Source organism: Janthinobacterium sp. GW823-FHT01H08, from assembly GCF_058797855.1.
In genome coordinates this window covers 4,375,742-4,392,370 of sequence record NZ_CM179504.1, presented here as the reverse complement: position 1 = coordinate 4,392,370, position 16,629 = coordinate 4,375,742, and the positions used below count along the sequence as shown (strand labels likewise).

The window sequence follows — 16,629 nt, the reverse complement described above, 5'->3', positions numbered from 1 at the left end:
CGACTTACAGCGGGCGGTGCCTGCCGGGCACAGCCCGGTAGCGCCGCCCGTTTTGCTTTTCTGAAAAGATTTCCATCGGGCAATTAAATTTCCTATTCACTCCAGGCACCCATGACACTCCGTTCACGCATTCTCCTCCTGTGTTTCAGCACCTTGCTGGGCATCGTCCTCATCGCTTCCTTCTCCCTGTATTCCCTGCGCCAGACCATGATGGCCGAGCGCGTCGAGCAATTGACGGTGCTGGTCGAATTGGCCAACGCATCCGTGGAAAAGGCGTACGCGCTGGAACAGTCGGGCAAGCTCACGCGGGAGCAGGCCCAGCAGCAGGCCAAGCTGGCCATCGGCAGCTTCGTCAAGGACGAAATGTATTACTTTGTGCGCGATTTCAGCACGGACTTGCTGTACGTGCACCCGAATGCGTCGCGCATCGGCACGCCGCAAAAGAACATGAAGCAGTCGGGCGACCGCTACCGCGCCGCGCTGGCCAACAGCCGCATCGGCCTCGTGCAGGCGGACGGCACGCGTCCGGGCGTGCCCGACCCCGTGGCGAAGATGTATGCCGTGGTGAAATTTGCACCGTGGGACTGGCTGATCGGCACGGGCACGTATATCGATGACATCAACCACAAATTCTGGGCCCAGGCGGGCGTGCTGCTGGCCATCGGCGGTGCGCTGATGCTGGTGGTGGGCGCGCTGGCGGCCCTGATGCTGCGCCGCATCCTGGCCCAGCTTGGGGGCGAACCCGACTATGCCGCCGCCATCGTGGCGCAAATCGCGCAGGGCGACCTGACCACGCAGATCGACACGCGTCCCGGCGATACGTCCAGTCTGTTGATGGCCATCAAGGCCATGCGCGACAACCTGGCGCATCTGGTGAGCCAGGTGCGCAGCGATGCGGAATCGATTTCCACGGCATCGGGCGAGATCGCCTCGGGCAACCACGACCTGTCGGCGCGCACGGAGCAGCAGGCGGGATCGTTGGAAGAAACGGCCTCGACCATGGAAGAAATGACCTCGACCGTGCGCCAGAATGCGGACAATGCGCGCCAGGCCAACCAGCTGGCCATTTCTGCCTCGCAAGTGGCGACGCAGGCCGGCGGCGTGGTGAGCCAGGTGGTTGACACCATGGGCGCCATCAATGCCTCGTCGAAGAAAATCGGCGACATCATCGCCGTCATTGACGGCATCGCCTTCCAGACGAATATCCTGGCCCTGAACGCCGCCGTGGAAGCGGCGCGCGCGGGCGAGCAGGGCCGTGGTTTCGCCGTCGTGGCCAGCGAGGTGCGCAACCTGGCTCAGCGCTCGGCCAGTGCCGCCAAGGAGATCAAGCAACTGATCGACAGCTCCGCCGAGCAAGTGGGCGCCGGTGAAAAACTGGTGGCGCTGGCGGGCGAAACGATGGAAAAAGTCGTCTCCAGCGTGCAGCACGTGACCGATATCGTGGCCGAGATTTCCTCGGCCAGCGCCGAGCAGAGCGCCGGCATCGAGCAGATCAACCAGGCCATCGTCGAGATGGATAACATGACGCAGCAAAACTCGGCCCTGGTCGAGCAGGCATCGGCGGCAGCGCAGGCCATGAACGAGCAGGCGGCCGGGCTGGCGCAGATCGTCAGCGTGTTCAAGGTGGGCGCCGTGGCGCCGGCCGCGGCGCAGCGGCGCCTGACGCGCTAGCCGCTTTTTATCTATCACGGGGGAACTTATCCCCGGCTCACCTGTCCAAACTTTTTCGTCCGCAATGGATGCACAGAAGAGGTGAGCATGACAGAAGGTTTTTCCTATCACGCGGCATTTGCCCGCAACCTGGGCTGGGTCACGCAGGCGGAGCAAAACAGCTTGCGCGGCAAGCGCGTGGCCATCGCGGGCATGGGCGGCGTGGGCGGCGTGCACTTGCTGACCCTGGCGCGGCTGGGCATCGGCGCCTTCCACATCGCCGATTTCGACACCTTCGATATCGCCAACTTCAACCGCCAGGCCGGCGCCATGATGTCGACCCTGGGCCAGCCCAAGGTGGCCGTATTGGCGCAGATGGCGAAGGACATCAATCCCGAACTGGAGATTAAACAATTTCCCGACGGCATACACGACAGCAACCTGGCGGAGTTCTTTGCCGGTGTCGACCTGTACGTGGATGGCCTCGATTTCTTTGCCTTCCCCGCGCGCCAGGCCACCTTCGCCACGTGCGCGCGCCTGGGCATTCCCGCCATCACGGCCGCGCCGCTGGGCATGGGCACGGCCGTGCTCAGCTTCATGCCGGGCGGCATGACGTTCGAAGAGTATTTTGGCTGGGGCGACTTGCCCGAAGAAGAGAAGGCACTGCGCTTCCTCGTCGGGCTGGCGCCGTCCGGCTTGCACGGCCCGTATCTGGTCGACCCGTCCGCCATCAACCTGAAGGAGCGGCGCGGGCCGTCGACCATCATGGGCTGCCAGCTGTGCGCGGGCGCGGCCGCCACGGAAGCCTTGAAAATCCTGTTAAAACGGGGCAAGGTGATGGCGGCACCGCACGGCGTGCATTTCGACGCCTACCGCAACAAGCTCGTGCATACTTGGCGTCCAGGCGGCAACCGTCATCCGCTGCAGCGCCTGACGATGGCCATCATCAAGCGGCGCCGCGCCGCACAGGGGGCATAAATGGCGCAAGCATTGCTGAACGATCCCGTGCTGGAAAACATCCTCGAGCAGGCGCGCTGGGCGCCCAGCGGCGACAATACGCAGCCGTGGCGCTTTGAAGTCGTCGACCAGCGGCACGTGGTCGTGCATGGTTTCGATACGCGCAGCCATTGCGTGTATGACCTCGACGGCCATCCCAGCCAGCTGTCGCTGGGTGCCTTGCTTGAAAGCATGGCCCTGGCGGCCAGCTGTCACGGCTTGCGCATGGAAGCGCGCCGGCGTTTGTCCATGCCCGACACCTTGCCCACCTTCGACGTACGGCTGGTCGACAGCCCGGGCATGCTGCCCGATCCGCTGGCGGCCTTCCTGCCCCGCCGCAGCGTGCAGCGGCGCCGGCTCAGCACGCGCAGCCTGCGCGCCAGCGAAAAGGCGGCATTGGCGGCCAGCTTGCCGCCCGGCTACGGCGTGCAGTGGTTCGAAGGCGGGCGCGCGCGCCTGGCCTGCGCGCGGCTGATGTTCGACAATGCGAAGCTGCGCCTGACCATGCCCGAAGCGCACAAGGTGCACCGCGACGTCATTGAATGGGGGGCGCGCTTCAGTGCCGACCGCATCCCGGAGCAGGCGCTCGGCGTCGATGCCATGACGGCGCGGCTGATGCGCTGGGTCATGCACAGCTGGCGCCGCGTGGATTTTTTCAATACTTGGCTGGGCGGCACGATTGCTCCGCGGCTGCAGATGGACTTGCTGCCGGGCCTGTATTGTGCCGCGCATTTCGTGCTGCTGGCCGATGCGCCGCCGCGCCATATCGACGATTACGTGGCGGCCGGCCGCGCCATGCAGCGCTTCTGGCTGACGGCCACGCAACTGGGACTGCAATTGCAGCCGGAACTGACGCCTCTGATCTTTGCCCGCTACGTGCGCGAACGGCGCGCCTTTTCGCGCACCGATGGCATGCAGGACATGGCGCAGGAGCTGGCCGTGCAATGCCAGGGCGTGCTGGGGGAGGCGGCGGTCGAGCGGGCCGTGTTCCTCGGGCGCATCGGCGCCGGGCCGGCGGCCAGTGCGCGCTCGCTGCGCCGTCCGCTGCAAGACTTGCTGGTGGCGCCCACGGCTGGGCCGTGAGGCGTGACTCCCTGCGCGGTCAGCGCCGCCGCCGTGGCGCCAGGGCAGCCAGCGCCGCCAGACCCGCCACCAGCAGCGGCAAGGTGCCAGGTAGCGGTATCGGCGTGTCCGTCGGCACATAGGCCAGTTCGGAACTGTTCAGCATGTTCAATACCAGGGTATAGCTGCCTGCCACCAGATTGTCCGTGACGGCGCCATACTGCCCGCCGCACGTCGTGCCGATGCCCGTGCCCGTGGGCGCGCCGCAGCCGCCGGGATCGTAGGTGAACACGCTGCCGCTGGTCAGCGGCGTTTGTGCGTACCCTGTATTGAGGCTGGCGGCGTCGGCCAGTTCGGTGCCGCCCAGGATGCCGGAGCCCAGGTTGCCGTCGGGGGCCCAGTTGAAGACGATCTGGCCATGTTCATCGATGATGGTAAACGTCATCGCCATATTCGTCGTGGCCGCCGAGCCCGTGCCGGCCAGGGCATCGAGGTACAACTGCATGAAAGGCAGGGCCTGGAAGTCGAAGGCCAGGGTCGCGCCCGGTTGGCCGACGACGAAATTGACGGTCATCGCGGTACTGGAACCGTTGCGTCCCGAGGCGTCGGCGCTGCCGCCGCCAGTGAGGAAGGTTTCCGCCGCATTCACCGTGTGCGTACTGGTCGAGCCTGGTGGAAAGGGGGGGATTTGCGAGGTGATGATCTGCGCCTCGCCGCGCGCAAACGAGGCCGTGCCCATGCCTTGTTGCGTAAAATCATTTTCCCCCTTGGTGACGGCGCCGCGTGTCGCTTGCTGCGCATCGATCTCGTTGCTGCCGCCGTGGATGACGCTGCTGCCATTGAGCGTGGCGGTGGTGCGCGACAGGTCGATATTGCTGACCAAGGTGGTGGAGCCGGTGGGGTTGCTGATGACGAGGCCAAAGACGCTAGTGTACGAATAGCCATAGGCGGCGGCGCCGGCAGTGCCGCTGCTGGCCAGCAACAGCAAGGCCAGCAGGGCCGTTGGCAAGCGGGTACAAGAAAATGTAGTCATGAAAATCCTCATCTGCCGGTCGGCCGCGTTGTAAGGAAAACCGACAGGCTTGCCACATAAAAAAAGGCGAGGAGACTCCCTCGCCTGTAAATCCCCCTGTTGCCTGGTTCAGGCGGCAACCTTGCGGCGGCGGGCATAGCCCAGGCCAGCCAGGCCCAGACCCAGCAGTGCCAGAGTGCCAGGTTCCGGCACCGCCTGTTTCACCAGGTCCACGCTTTCCACCGCATTCAAGGTCAAGGTGTAGTTGCCGGCCGTTAAAGCATTGCTGACGGAGCTGAAGTTGCTGCCGCAGCCCGTACCGACGCCCGTGCCCGTGGGCGTGCCGCAGCCGGAAGGGTCGTAGGTGAACAGGTTGCCGCGCGTCAGGAAATTGGTCGCCAGACTGGTGTTCAGGTTGGCGCCGTCGGCGTTTTCCGTGCCACCGAAGATGCCCGAGCCGATCACGCCATCGGGCGTCCAGTTGAACACCGTCAGGCCCGCCGCATCCGTGATGGTGAAGGTGACGACCAGGTTGGCCGTGGCCGTGGACAACTGGCCTACCGTGCTTTGCAGGAAGACCTGCATGAAGGGCGACGCCAGGAAGTCAAAGCTCAGCGTCGCCGTGGGCGAACCGACGACGAAATCGACGGAAAAACCTGTGGTCGAGCCATTGCGCCCGGAGGCATCGGCCGTACCGGCAGGGCCGCCCAGATGGGCTTCGGCCACGTTCACCACCTGGGTGGAGGTGGAGCCGGGCGGGAACGAAGGGAACTGCGTGCTGACGATCTGCGCATCGCCGCGCGAATAGGTGCCAGTGGGGCCTTGCTGGGTGAAGTCGTTTTCGCCCTTGGTGACGGCCCCGACGTTGGCGCGCGGCGCGTCGAGCGAACCGGCGCCGCCGTTGATGACGCTCACGCCGTTCAGGGTGGCCGTGCTGCGCGAAATCGTGGTGCTGTTGGCCACCGTGATCTGGCCCGTCGGCACGGCGATGACCAGGCCGAAGATGTTGTTGTAGGAATAGCCGTAGGCGCCCGCTTGTGCGCTACCGGCCGCGCACAGCATGGCCAGTGTCGCTGCCGCCGGGAGCAGTTTCAGTTTAGAAAGTTTCATGTCATTCACCTCGTGGTTGAGTGAGTCTGGAAGTCTTGCCTGAGTCCTGTCGGCAGGTGCTCATGGCCAGACTTAAGCGACTTCCATGCCAACGCATGAGGTTCTTTTGAAATCAATGACTTGGCGTGCTTTTGTTGACACAGTGCAGGTGTTGCCGGACGCGTTGTAAGAAAAACCGACGGCGCCCGTCAAGGCTGGCTACCACGGGGCGACGAGCCCAGCAGGGCGTGCAGATGGGGCAGCAAGCGTTGCCCTGGCACATAGTCGCGCATGGCCGTGGCCAGTTGACGCGCCGCCAGCCTGGCGCGGCCATCGTCTAGCATGCGGGTGGCGGCATGGCGCAGGGCGGTTTCCTGGAAACGGTCGGCGCGCAGCAGCAGGCCGGCGCCGGCGCCCGCGATGCCGTGCATGTTGAGGAATTGGTCGAGGTTGCCGGCGATGCCGATGACGGGTACGCCTGCCGTCAGCGCCTGCTGGCTGGTGGGGCTGCCGCCGTTGCAGATCACCAGGCTGGCGCGGCGGGCGGCCGCGTCGCCCGGCAGAAAGGGCGCGACATAGGCATTCGGCGGCACGGCATCGACGCGGATGGTGCCGGCCGTGGCCGCCAGCACGGTGACGGGCAGGGGCGCCAGCGCGCGCAGCACGCGCGGCAGCAATTGCCCCTGGCCCGAGCTGCCCAGCGTGACATAGACGATCGGCCGTCCGCTGCTCAGTTCCGGTCGCTGCCACCAGTCCGGCAAGTCGAGCGGCGGCGCCCAGATGATGGGGCCCAGGTAGTCGTGCGTGGGTGGCATGCCATGCGGCGGAAATAGCTGGGGAATATCGGCGTACAAGGTGCGGTCGGCATCCGTATAGATGCGCCGCAGGTCGCTGCCCAGCGATGGCAGGCCATGGCGTCGGCGCACGCGGTTCAGGGGGACGGCATGCGAGGCGAAGGCCAGCGGGCGGATCAGGCGGAACAGGGGATCGGCCAGCCAGATGGGCAGCACGCCCGTCAGGGGCAGGCTGGGCACCGTGTAATGCTGGCGCACCCAGGGACTCCAGTAGGCGTTGCTGACGGTAATGTAGGGAATGTGCTGCAGGCGCGCGCTGACGGACAGCGACAGGCGAAAGTCGCCGATCACGAGATCGGGCTGGGCGGCATTGAGCAGGCGCAAGTCATCTTCCACGTACGCGTGCAAGGTGCTTTCCGTATAGACGGGCTTGCCGTGGGCCAGCGCCTGCAGAAATTGCAGTGATGAAATGCTGTCGATGCGCCAGCGGCGGAAGTGGGCTTGCCTGAAACAAAAGTCATACCCATCGGCGCAGGCAAAGTGCACCTCGTACGCTTCCTCGTCCAGGCCCTGGGCCAGGCTCAGTGGGCGGCCAACATGGGCCAGGGTCACTGCCTCGGCCATAAAGAGGATTTTCTTGCGCGCCATAGGGTCGCTTGCACTCGTGCTGTAGGGGATGCCTGCCAAGTTGGAGTGGCGCCACGCCGTTTAGTTCCCCTGCAGCGTGCCACTGGCGGGCGCCAGGATTTGGCCGCATCGGCTAGAGTGGGGCAAAGGAGGCCACCATGCAGCCACAATTCCGTTTTTCCCCGCTGCGTGCACACAGCACGCCCGAACCCGATATGCCGCCACCGCCGGAAGGCGATCCCCTCACGCCGCCGCCGGAACAGCCGCCGCACATCGACCCCGTGCCGGTCGAGGAGCCAACGCCGCCGCCACCGCCCGTGAAAATGCATTGAGCGGTTTTCGTGCCATGGCGCCGCGCCAAGGCCTGCGGTGGGCAGGCGCGCGCCGTGTTTATTTCCAGTCAGAAATGGAAGGCGCGGGCCTCGCCGGAGGTACGCCATTTAAACAACAAAAATGCCCACAAATGTTGCCGAGTGGATACAAATCAAGCCCCAACTGTCGAGTGTCATGCGGCCGTCACGATTCTGTTCTTATAATGAGACATCATAAAAATTCTTGTACAGGAGACCATCGTGGGCAATTCCTTGCATAACAAAATCTACCTGGGCCGGCGGCCTGTGATCACCAGCAAACACCTCGTGGCGCTGGCCCTGGCGGGTGCCGTTGCTGGTTGCGGCCTCGCATGGCTGCTGCTGCGCAGCTACAAATAACGCTCATCACACGCATGTTTCCGCCGCCTGGCCGCCTGGCCGGCGGCGGTAGATGCACGTTGCCTGTTGCCGATGCGCAGCGGGGCGCGTACCATGGGGGCCGAACACCTGGCCTTTTATGGAAAAGTAATGAAGAACGAGAAATTAACAACCGATGAATATGACGCGCTGGAGCAAGTTGCACGCGGCATCAAGACCGAGCGCCCCAGTGCTTGCGTTGCCCGCAATGCCAAGCGCCTGTCCGGCCTGAAGCTGCTCAGCTATGCACGCGATGGCCGTCTGTCCATCACCGATAAGGCGCAGCAACTGCTGTTCCTGCGCCGCTGCATCATGGGGCTGCGCGCCGTCGCCGCCGATCCGCTGACCAAGCTGGACACGGAAGTGGCATACTTTCTGGGCAAGAAAGCCCACATCGTGGCGCGCGCCGAAGGCGAGGGCCACGACATTTCCGACAAGGGCCGCGAATCGCTGGCCGACATCGACACCCTGGGACTGTAACAGCCTGTCCCGGCAACCGGCCCCTGGGGCCGGTTTTCACATCCCCCTCACTTTTATTTCCCCTTTGGAGAACACTTTGGACAGCGCGATGAACTGGTCGGCCCACGAACTGACGATGACGGTCTTGATGACGCCCGATATGGCCAACTTTTCCGGTAACGTGCATGGCGGCACCATCCTGAAATACCTCGACAGCGTCGCCTACGCCTGCGCCAGCCGCTATTCGGGCAGCTATGTGGTGACCCTGTCCGTGGACCAGGTGATGTTTTTGCAGCCTATCCACGTGGGTGAGCTGGTGACGTTCCTCGCCTCGATCAATTACACGGGCACGACGTCGATGGAAGTGGGTATCCGCGTGGTGACGGAAAACATCCAGCAGCGCCTGGTGCGCCACGCCAACAGCTGCTATTTCACGATGGTGGCCGTGGACGCCAACCGCAAGCCGGTGGCCGTGCCGCCACTGGTGCTCGAGACGCCGGAGCAGTATGCGCGCTTCGAGCAAGCCAAGCTGCGCAAGCTGTCGCGCCAGAAGGTGTCGAAGAAGTAGTTGTGTAGCGTCATGAATGGCCTCAGCCGGTTATTGGCCATGTGCGTAGCACATTTGCATTTCTGCGCAACGTATGGGGCCTGGTAAATGCGTCCAGTCGCCCGGGTTGGGGAATGTGAAGGCGCAAATTTGTTGAATGGCTTGCGGCGGCAAAAAACCCTGATCTCTGCCCAGTTGTATTGCCCAACAATCGGCGGCCCTTTCGTTGCTGCCCACATATTGATGCGCACATTCATGCGTATAGATATACCATTGTATAAAAGGCGGAAGGTAGAAAAAATCAGGGCGGAATAATAATACGCCTGGCGATGCCATTGCAATATCGGGGATGGCGGCCACATAGGAAACCGCGCCGCCGCATGTCAGGGTTTGTCCGGCAATGATGGGGGCGATCCCCATGGGTTGAAGAATGACTTGCGCAGCGGCTGGCGGGCTGAGAATTGCGGCCAAAACAATGAGAAACAGAGATACCGTTAACGTTTTCATTTTTCAGTGATGACGCTTCAATTGTATGGTACGGATAGTTTTAGCACAGTGATTTTGAAATCAGCGGCTAGCTTGCATCTTCCAGCTCTTTGGGGAAGGTGCATCGTTTTTTTCTTGACTGGATCTGCTCAAGCTGATTTTTTAGTGTGGAAATCAATCCGGAACGAGAGAGCGGTAGAATTTCCGGGTCTTGCAAGAGCTGAATGAATTGTCCGATCCGTTCGTTCCCGGAATTGCAGTCTCCCATGGCGAATTCGGAAATTGCCCAATCCGCGATGATGTAGGCCCTGGCTCCATTAATGCCGAATGCTGATTCGCTGCGCAGTACATTCAGGGAGTCCTGGTAAGCAGCCCGTCCTTCCTGTATTTTTCCGGTCGAAAACATCAGTCGCGCCTTGTATCGTCGCGCTTCCGATTGCATCGAGGGCACGGCATCCTTGATGGCAACGGCCCGTTCAACCAGGGTCGTGGCACTTTTCCAGTCATAAATATTCAACGCTTCCGATATCAGTACCAATAGTTGGGGAATTCCCGCATGGTCACCGAGGCGCGGTAGTAATGCTGTTGCATATTGTATGTTTGCCAGTACCTGCGGAGAGACCATGGAATTCATCGCCATCAGCATTTGCGGATTGTTCGACTGGTATTGAATCTGGATCATGTTCTGACGCAGATTTGACACGGCATTCACGGATTTGTTGAATTCTTCCATATCCCTGAAAAGTTCATTGCGTGGCTGGCTCCAGAAAATGTCAAAAAGAGAAATTCCACTTAAAAGTATGCCAATGAGTAAAGCCAGGAAGCTTGTTCTTTTTTGAATTATTTCAAATCTTCCGTGCTCAGGATTCTCAAGGCGATTTATTCGAAGATCCATTGAATGTACTCTCGACTCGATCGAGGATTTCTCCTCCGGGGAGGGAGAGTTGCTTTCCGGTATGGGATTGGAATTCATGGAGGAAATTTCCAGTCGTGGCTACATCAATGAATTAATTGTTATCTGCATTCTCTGATGTGACTATATTCTGAAAACTCCAGTGAAGTTTGATCTTGAGTAACGTATGTGATTATGCGATGCCTTTATGTTTTTTATCTGAAAGTATTTTCATTTTTTATGATAGGAAATCTCTCCCGAGAGGCGCAGTCAGCCGGCATGCCGCTGTCAAATCGGCGGGCAAAAAAAAGCCACCAGATTACGCTGGTGGCTTTTTTTCCTACTGCGACTTGCAGCGGCTAACCGTGATTAACGGTCGCCGTAGCTGCGGCGTGCGCCGTCGGTGCTGCGCGGGTTGGAACCCTTGTAGCCGCCGCCAGTGCTCGGCGCGCCGTCCTTGCGTGGTGCGCCCGGCTTGCTGAACGTGCGTTGGCCTGGCTTCGCGCCGCCACGGTTGTCGCCTGGTTTCCAGCCGCCTGGACGGGCGCTCGAACGTGGTGCCGATGCCGTTTTCTTCGGCTCGAAACCTTCGATGACATTGACCGGGATCAATTGCTTGGTGAAGCGTTCGATGCGTTTGACGTTCATGCCTTCAGCGTGGTTCACCAGCGAGATGGCCAGGCCATTGCGGCCAGCGCGGCCGGTACGGCCGATGCGGTGGACGTAGTCTTCCGGGAACTTCGGCAGATCGTAGTTGAACACGTGGGTGATCGTCGGCACGTCGATGCCGCGGGCGGCAACGTCGGTGGCAACCAGCACTTTGACCTGGCCGCGGCGCATGCCGTCCAGGGTGCGGTTACGCGCGCCCTGATGCATGTCGCCGTGCAAGGCGGCAGCCGAGAAACCGGCGATGTTCAGGCGGTCGGCGATGGTGTCGGCGTCACGCTTGGTGGCGGTGAACACAACAGCCTGGTCCAGCGATTCGTCGCGCAGCAGGTGGTCCAGCAGGCGATTCTTGTGCGACAGATCGTCGACGAAGTGCACGCGCTGGGTGATGTTTTCATGCTTGTTGCTCGAGCTTGCCACCTGGATGACCAGCGGGTTTTTCGTGATGCGGCGGGCCATGTTGCCGACGACGCCGTCCAAGGTTGCCGAGAACAGCATGGTTTGACGGCCTTCCGGCGTCGCTTCCACGATTTTTTCGATGTCGTCGATGAAACCCATGTCCAGCATGCGGTCGGCTTCGTCCAGCACCAGGATTTCCAGTTGCGAGAAGTCGATCTTGCCCGAATCCATGTGGTCGATCAGACGGCCAGGGGTGGCGACCAGGATCTCAGGATTCTTGGCCAGCAATTGCATCTGTTTAGGGTAAGGCATGCCGCCCAGAATCGACACAGCCTTGATGCGGCGGATGCCGGTGCTGTACTTGTCTGTGTTGGTGGTCACTTGCAGGGCCAGTTCGCGCGTTGGCGTCAGTACCAGCATTTTTGGCTGGGCAGCCTTGAAGCGTGGACGCTCGCCGCGGGCGCGCGATGCTTGCATTTCCTGGTTCGGCGTCTTGCCGGCGGCACTTTGTTCGGCGCTGGCCAGTTTGTGCAGCGACGGCAGCATGAAAGCTGCGGTCTTGCCCGAACCGGTCTGCGACGAGACCAGCAGGTCACGGCCTTCGATCGCGGCTGGAATCGCTTGCGACTGTACCGCGGTTGGCGCGGTGTAGCCCGATTCGGTCAGAGCGGCGATGATGGACGGATGCAGGCCTAAGGATTCAAATGTCATTCTTTTCTTTCGTAAAAATCAGCGTTCTTGCAAAAAGCAGAACGCAAAATAGCAACGCCAACCAAAACGAAATGACTCAACTAAAAAGAAATTTCGGCACAAAAGCTTTGCGCCGGGACGGTGTCAGGTGCGACACACAAGGCGGGAGGGCTTTATAAGCGGCATCCTGTGGATGCGCTAAGGCTTGCGAAGCTGCTAAGTTTGTAGTGCATGACTGCGGTGTTGCCATCGCTTCAAGGGAACATATTGCAGCGCACAACGACACTATACCGTATTTGCCGCCGTTTTGCACGGGCTAAATGGGAAGAAACGCAAGTCCTACCACGTTTTGAAGATGTTTCCTATCTGAAATCAGTAGGAATACGTAGATTTCGCCCGTTTAATTGAGCATGGCCACGATGTCGGCGGGCAGCGGCGGCGCCTGCCGTGCAGGCCGGGCTCCAGCTGATACATTCCCTTGGCATGCCGCCAGGTCGGCACACGTCACCGCTTACTCTACTTCGGGATTGACGGCCATCACTTGTGAAAAGCCGCCATCGACGTAGGTAATCTCGCCCGTGATGCCCGACGCGAGGTCGGACAGCAGAAAGGCGGCCGTGTTGCCGACCTCTTCGATGGTGACGTTGCGGCGCAGCGGGGCGTGCTCGGCCACGAAGCCCAGCAACTTGCTGAAATCCTTGATGCCGGAAGCGGCCAGGGTCTTGATGGGGCCGGCCGAGATGCCGTTGGCGCGGATGCCGCGCGGGCCCAGCGATTCGGCCAGGTAGCGCACGGATGCTTCCAGCGACGCCTTGGCCAGGCCCATGGTGTTGTAGTAGGGCACGGCGCGCACGGCGCCCAGGTAGGTCAGGGTCAGGACCGACGCGCCCGGATGCAGCAGGGGCAGGGCCGCCTTGGCCATGGCGGGAAAACTGTAGGCGGAAATGTCGTGGGCGATGCGGAAGCTGTCGCGCGACAGGCCGTCGAGGAAGTCGCCCGCGATCGCTTCGCGCGGCGCGAAGCCGATGGCGTGCACGAGGCCGTCCAATTGATCCCAGTGGCGTGCCAGGTCGCGGAAGACGGCGGCGATCTGTTCATCGCTGGACACGTCGCAGTCGAACACCAGTTCGCTGCCGAATTCCGCCGCAAATTCCGTGATGCGCTCCTTGAAGCGTTCGCCCACATAGGTGAAGGCGAGGGTGGCGCCTTCGCGGTGGCAAGCCTTGGCGATGCCATAGGCGATGGAGCGGTTCGACAGCAAGCCCGTGATGAGGATTTTTTTGCCTTGCAAGAAAGCCATGACGACTCCTGTCTGGGGTGGTGGGTCGGCCGAATGTACAACCGGCCGCGACAGCAAAGCTGTGGCGGCCGGTGAAGTGCGTCAATACAACTCAGGCGATCAGTGACGCGCTTTTGCCCGACTGTTACCGCCGCCGCGCTGAATGCGCGGCTTCACCAGCGAGATCGGTGCCGTTTGCGCCTTGCCGCCCTTGGCGACGCGGCGCAGCGCTTTGGCGGCCCGTTCAGGACGGTCCGCTTCCAGCAGCATGGTGGCGCTGTCGGCGATTTCCTGGGTGATGTCGCTGTTCATCGTGGCCGAGGTTTTCGGCACGAGGATGGTGGAACCGGCGCGCAGGCTGGTGCGCTGGGGAATGTTGTTGGCCTGGCGCAGCACGTCGGCCGTGGTGCCGAATTTCGACGCCAGGGTTTCGATGCGTTCGCGCGCATTGGTGATCTTGTGCGTGGTCCAGCTCGACAAGGCATGGCCCCATTGCGCCAGGTTGGTGGTGAACTTGGCGGCGTTTTCCTGCGGCAGCAGAATCTTCGTCTTTTCGCCGCCGATGATGACGGGGCGGTTAAATTGCGGATTCAAGGCCTTGAATTCATCCATCGACAGTTCGGCCAGCTGGGCGGCGACGGTGATGTCGATGTCGCTGGTCTTGTCGATGGCCGTGAAATACGGCTGGTTGTCAACCACCGGCAGGGTCAGGCCGAACTGGGCCGGATTGGCGATGATGTTTTTGACAGCTTGCAGTTTCGGCACGTAGTTGCGCGTTTCGGCCGGCATCAGGTCGGCCAGGCTTTCGAAATCGGTCGGCTTGCCCAGTGCCTGATTTTTCTTGATGGCGCGCTGCACCGAACCTTCGCCCCAGTTGTAGGCAGCCAGGGCCAGTTGCCAGTCGCCAAACATGTCATACAGGCGCTGCAGGTATGTCAGGGCCGCATCGGTCGAGGCCAGCACGCCGCGGCGCTCGTCCTTGAACATGTTTTGCTTGAGGTTGAAATCGCGCCCGGTGGCGGGCACGAATTGCCACATGCCGGCCGCGTTGGCGCTGGAGAATGCCTGCGGGTTGAAGGCGGACTCGATGAACGGCAGCAAGGCCAGTTCCGTCGGCATGCCGCGCTTTTCCAGTTCCTGCACCACGTGGAAGATGTAGCGCGAGGCGCGTGCTGTGGTGCGGGCGATGTAGTCGGGGCGGGTGGCGTACCAGTTGACGTGATTCGCCACCAGCTGGTTGTTGATGTCGGGAATCGCATAGCCGCTGCGGATGCGGCCCCAGACGTCGGCTTCGCGCAGCGGATCGGAATTGTCGCTGAGGTTTTTCAGCAGACGGTCGGTCTTTTGCAGGCGGTTGTCGAGGGTGGGGAGTTTCGCCGTGACCTGGGCGGTCATCGGGATCAGGGCAGGTGCGGCGGCGGCGACTGGCGCGTTATCGCTCTCAACACCGGCTTCGTACGCCTGGCTGAGGGCGGGCGCAAGCGCCAGGGCCAACGCCGCCAGGACGGTAGATTTAAAGGAGTTTTCGTGCATAGTGTTCCATTGTTGTCGTCGGAGAAACATCGGACAGGCCCATGATCAAGCTGCGAGTGTACGTATATCCACATGCCGGAGTCAAGAATTATGTCAGCATGATGACAGCACATAGGCGTCAATAGCGATGTTTCCAGTCGCTAATAATGCAATTATTACAAATTTAATTTGCCAGATGTGCGATTCGGCCGCTGTTATAGCATACATGGCGGGGAGGCTGGCGCAAGCTTGGCGCCCGTCCGGTATGAGACTGCGCAAAGAGTGCGTACAATTTGGCTTTGGCCGGCCATTGGCTGCCGGCCGCCTTATTGATAGAGAGTCAAGTATATGAACACCCCGCCGCGCCACGACGACGACAACGCCGTCATCATCGCCAATACCGTTGCCTGGCTGGAAAAGGCCGTTATCGGCCTGAACCTGTGCCCGTTCGCCAAGGCCGTGCACGTCAAGAAGCAGATCCGCTATGTGGTATGCGAGTCGGAGAACCCGGAAGATTTGCTGGCGATGCTGATGGACGAGCTGCAAACCCTGGCCGACACGGACCCGGAACAGATCGACACGACCTTGCTGATCCACCCGTACACCCTGAACGATTTCCTCGACTACAACGAGTTCCTCGATGTGGCCGACGCGGCCGTGGAAGACATGCACCTGGCCGGCGAACTGCAAGTGGCCAGTTTCCACCCGCACTACCAGTTTGCCGAGACGTTCGAGGACGACATCAGCAACTACACCAACCGCTCGCCGTACCCGACCCTGCACCTGCTGCGCGAAGACAGCATCGAGCGCGCCGTCGAGGCGTTCCCGGAAGCATCGGAAATCTTCGACAAGAATATCGCCACCCTGGAAGCGCTGGGCGTCGAAGGCTGGGAAAAGCTCGGCTTGCCGAAGGTATCCTGATGGCTGACAAGGAATTGCCGCCGCGTCCAGACACGCCTTGCGTGGCCGTGTGCTCGACGACATTCGATGAAATCTGCCGCGGCTGCGGCCGCACAGTGGTGGAAGTGGCCCACTGGGTGTCGATGACGGACGAAGAGAAGGAAGTGGTGTGGGTGCGCATCCTGGCGCAGGGGTATCCGCGCAGGAATACTTAGCTAACCCAAAGGCAACTGCTGGGGTCAGACCCCCTCACATGCCGGCGATGACTTTTGTGTGAGCGGCATTGAGGGTCTGACCCCGGTACTGTTGACGCTAACGATCAATAACTACCGATAAAATCCTTCTTGCCCACTTCGATGCCATTGTGGCGCAGGATGTCGTACGCCGTCGTCGCGTGGAAGAAGAAGTGCGGCAGCGCATAGTGGAACAGATAGGTCTGGCCCGTGAAGTGCTTGGTCTTTTCGCCGCTGCCGGTGGTGATGGCGCGCGTTTCGCTGCCGTCGATGTCCGCTTGCGGCAGGCTTTCCAGGAAGGCGATGGTTTTCACGATGCGCGCTTTCAGCTCTGCAAAGCTCTGTTCGCTGTCTTCATACGGCGGCACGGCCACGCCGGCCAGACGCGCGCCGCAGCCCTTGGCGAAGTCGGTGGCGATCTGGATCTGGCGCACGAACGGCAGCATGTCCGGGAACAAGCGGAATTGCAGCAGGGCGTTCGGGTCGATTTTCTTGTCTTGCGCGTGCGTTTCCGCCTTGTCCAGGATGGCGGCCAGGCTGCCCAGGATCTGTTTGAAGACGGGGATCGAAGCGGAGTAGATGGAGAAGGTCATGGTGGTTCCTCTAGG

The 16,629-nt window shown here is 61.4% G+C and carries 18 protein-coding genes; 9 read left to right on the top strand and 9 right to left on the bottom strand.

Features of this window, described 5'->3' with window-relative positions; genetic code table 11:
• Nucleotides 1–111 precede the first annotated feature (111 nt).
• The 3 genes from AC3RCG_RS19670 (at nucleotide 112) to AC3RCG_RS19660 (ending at nucleotide 3,729) form a co-directional block, all read left to right on the top strand.
• Entirely contained in the window at nucleotides 112–1,671 is a 1,560-nt protein-coding gene (locus tag AC3RCG_RS19670; RefSeq protein WP_070223920.1) for a methyl-accepting chemotaxis protein, read from the top strand.
• 87 nt (nucleotides 1,672–1,758) lie between these two features.
• Entirely contained in the window at nucleotides 1,759–2,628 is an 870-nt protein-coding gene (locus AC3RCG_RS19665; protein ID WP_070223918.1) for a ThiF family adenylyltransferase, read from the top strand.
• Complete coding sequence (locus AC3RCG_RS19660) at nucleotides 2,629–3,729, top strand: nitroreductase family protein (RefSeq protein ID WP_070288671.1); 1,101 nt, start codon at nucleotides 2,629–2,631, stop codon at nucleotides 3,727–3,729.
• 19 nt (nucleotides 3,730–3,748) lie between these two features.
• Here the strand turns inward: AC3RCG_RS19660 and AC3RCG_RS19655 are convergent, their stop codons facing one another.
• From AC3RCG_RS19655 to AC3RCG_RS19645, 3 genes are all read right to left on the bottom strand, one after another.
• A complete protein-coding gene (locus AC3RCG_RS19655) occupies nucleotides 3,749–4,741 on the bottom strand; it encodes an EDSAP-1 family PEP-CTERM protein (protein WP_492403081.1) in 993 nt (330 codons plus the stop codon).
• Nucleotides 4,742–4,849: 108 nt separating this feature from the next.
• Entirely contained in the window at nucleotides 4,850–5,830 is a 981-nt protein-coding gene (locus tag AC3RCG_RS19650) for an EDSAP-1 family PEP-CTERM protein (protein WP_083287582.1), read from the bottom strand.
• Nucleotides 5,831–6,018: 188 nt separating this feature from the next.
• Nucleotides 6,019–7,251 (bottom strand): glycosyltransferase, encoded by a 1,233-nt coding sequence (locus tag AC3RCG_RS19645; RefSeq protein ID WP_121670011.1) that lies wholly within the window; start codon nucleotides 7,249–7,251, stop codon nucleotides 6,019–6,021.
• A 137-nt stretch (nucleotides 7,252–7,388) separates the two neighbouring features.
• On the opposite strand from AC3RCG_RS19645, the gene AC3RCG_RS19640 reads away from it, so the two are divergent.
• The 4 genes from AC3RCG_RS19640 to AC3RCG_RS19625 all read left to right on the top strand — a co-directional run bounded on the left by AC3RCG_RS19640 (nucleotide 7,389) and on the right by AC3RCG_RS19625 (nucleotide 8,985).
• Entirely contained in the window at nucleotides 7,389–7,562 is a 174-nt protein-coding gene (locus AC3RCG_RS19640) for a hypothetical protein (RefSeq protein WP_175445159.1), read from the top strand.
• Nucleotides 7,563–7,802: 240 nt separating this feature from the next.
• On the top strand, nucleotides 7,803–7,940 hold the full coding sequence (locus AC3RCG_RS19635) for a hypothetical protein (RefSeq protein WP_162995739.1): 138 nt from the start codon (nucleotides 7,803–7,805) through the stop codon (nucleotides 7,938–7,940).
• A gap of 129 nt (nucleotides 7,941–8,069) precedes the next feature.
• Nucleotides 8,070–8,438, top strand: coding sequence for a hypothetical protein (locus AC3RCG_RS19630; RefSeq protein WP_070223908.1), 369 nt, complete (start codon nucleotides 8,070–8,072; stop codon nucleotides 8,436–8,438).
• An 88-nt stretch (nucleotides 8,439–8,526) separates the two neighbouring features.
• Nucleotides 8,527–8,985 (top strand): acyl-CoA thioesterase, encoded by a 459-nt coding sequence (locus AC3RCG_RS19625; RefSeq protein WP_492403077.1) that lies wholly within the window; start codon nucleotides 8,527–8,529, stop codon nucleotides 8,983–8,985.
• A 30-nt stretch (nucleotides 8,986–9,015) separates the two neighbouring features.
• On the opposite strand, the gene AC3RCG_RS19620 is transcribed toward AC3RCG_RS19625, so the two are convergent.
• The 5 genes from AC3RCG_RS19620 to AC3RCG_RS19600 form a co-directional block, all read right to left on the bottom strand.
• Entirely contained in the window at nucleotides 9,016–9,471 is a 456-nt protein-coding gene (locus AC3RCG_RS19620) for a hypothetical protein (RefSeq protein ID WP_409028265.1), read from the bottom strand.
• Nucleotides 9,472–9,538: 67 nt separating this feature from the next.
• Nucleotides 9,539–10,423 carry a hypothetical protein gene (locus AC3RCG_RS19615; RefSeq protein WP_409028266.1) on the bottom strand — a complete coding sequence of 295 codons (885 nt, stop codon included), beginning with the start codon at nucleotides 10,421–10,423 and terminating at the stop codon, nucleotides 9,539–9,541.
• A 288-nt stretch (nucleotides 10,424–10,711) separates the two neighbouring features.
• Complete coding sequence (locus AC3RCG_RS19610) at nucleotides 10,712–12,118, bottom strand: DEAD/DEAH box helicase (RefSeq protein ID WP_035820280.1); 1,407 nt, start codon at nucleotides 12,116–12,118, stop codon at nucleotides 10,712–10,714.
• Nucleotides 12,119–12,608: 490 nt separating this feature from the next.
• Nucleotides 12,609–13,397: an enoyl-ACP reductase FabI gene (gene fabI / locus AC3RCG_RS19605; protein WP_070223906.1), complete on the bottom strand. Its 789-nt coding sequence runs from the start codon at nucleotides 13,395–13,397 to the stop codon at nucleotides 12,609–12,611.
• Nucleotides 13,398–13,496: 99 nt separating this feature from the next.
• Nucleotides 13,497–14,909 (bottom strand): transglycosylase SLT domain-containing protein, encoded by a 1,413-nt coding sequence (locus tag AC3RCG_RS19600; RefSeq protein WP_070288666.1) that lies wholly within the window; start codon nucleotides 14,907–14,909, stop codon nucleotides 13,497–13,499.
• 327 nt (nucleotides 14,910–15,236) lie between these two features.
• On the opposite strand from AC3RCG_RS19600, the gene AC3RCG_RS19595 reads away from it, so the two are divergent.
• Both AC3RCG_RS19595 and AC3RCG_RS19590 read left to right on the top strand, forming a co-directional pair.
• Nucleotides 15,237–15,809 (top strand): DUF1415 domain-containing protein, encoded by a 573-nt coding sequence (locus tag AC3RCG_RS19595; protein ID WP_070311434.1) that lies wholly within the window; start codon nucleotides 15,237–15,239, stop codon nucleotides 15,807–15,809.
• A complete protein-coding gene (locus AC3RCG_RS19590) occupies nucleotides 15,809–16,003 on the top strand; it encodes a DUF1289 domain-containing protein (protein ID WP_034749680.1) in 195 nt (64 codons plus the stop codon). The genes AC3RCG_RS19595 and AC3RCG_RS19590 overlap by 1 nt, the downstream gene beginning before the upstream one ends.
• Before the next feature lie 104 nt (nucleotides 16,004–16,107).
• On the opposite strand, the gene AC3RCG_RS19585 is transcribed toward AC3RCG_RS19590, so the two are convergent.
• On the bottom strand, nucleotides 16,108–16,614 hold the full coding sequence (locus tag AC3RCG_RS19585) for a DUF1993 domain-containing protein (RefSeq protein WP_034779265.1): 507 nt from the start codon (nucleotides 16,612–16,614) through the stop codon (nucleotides 16,108–16,110).
• Nucleotides 16,615–16,629 lie beyond the last annotated feature (15 nt).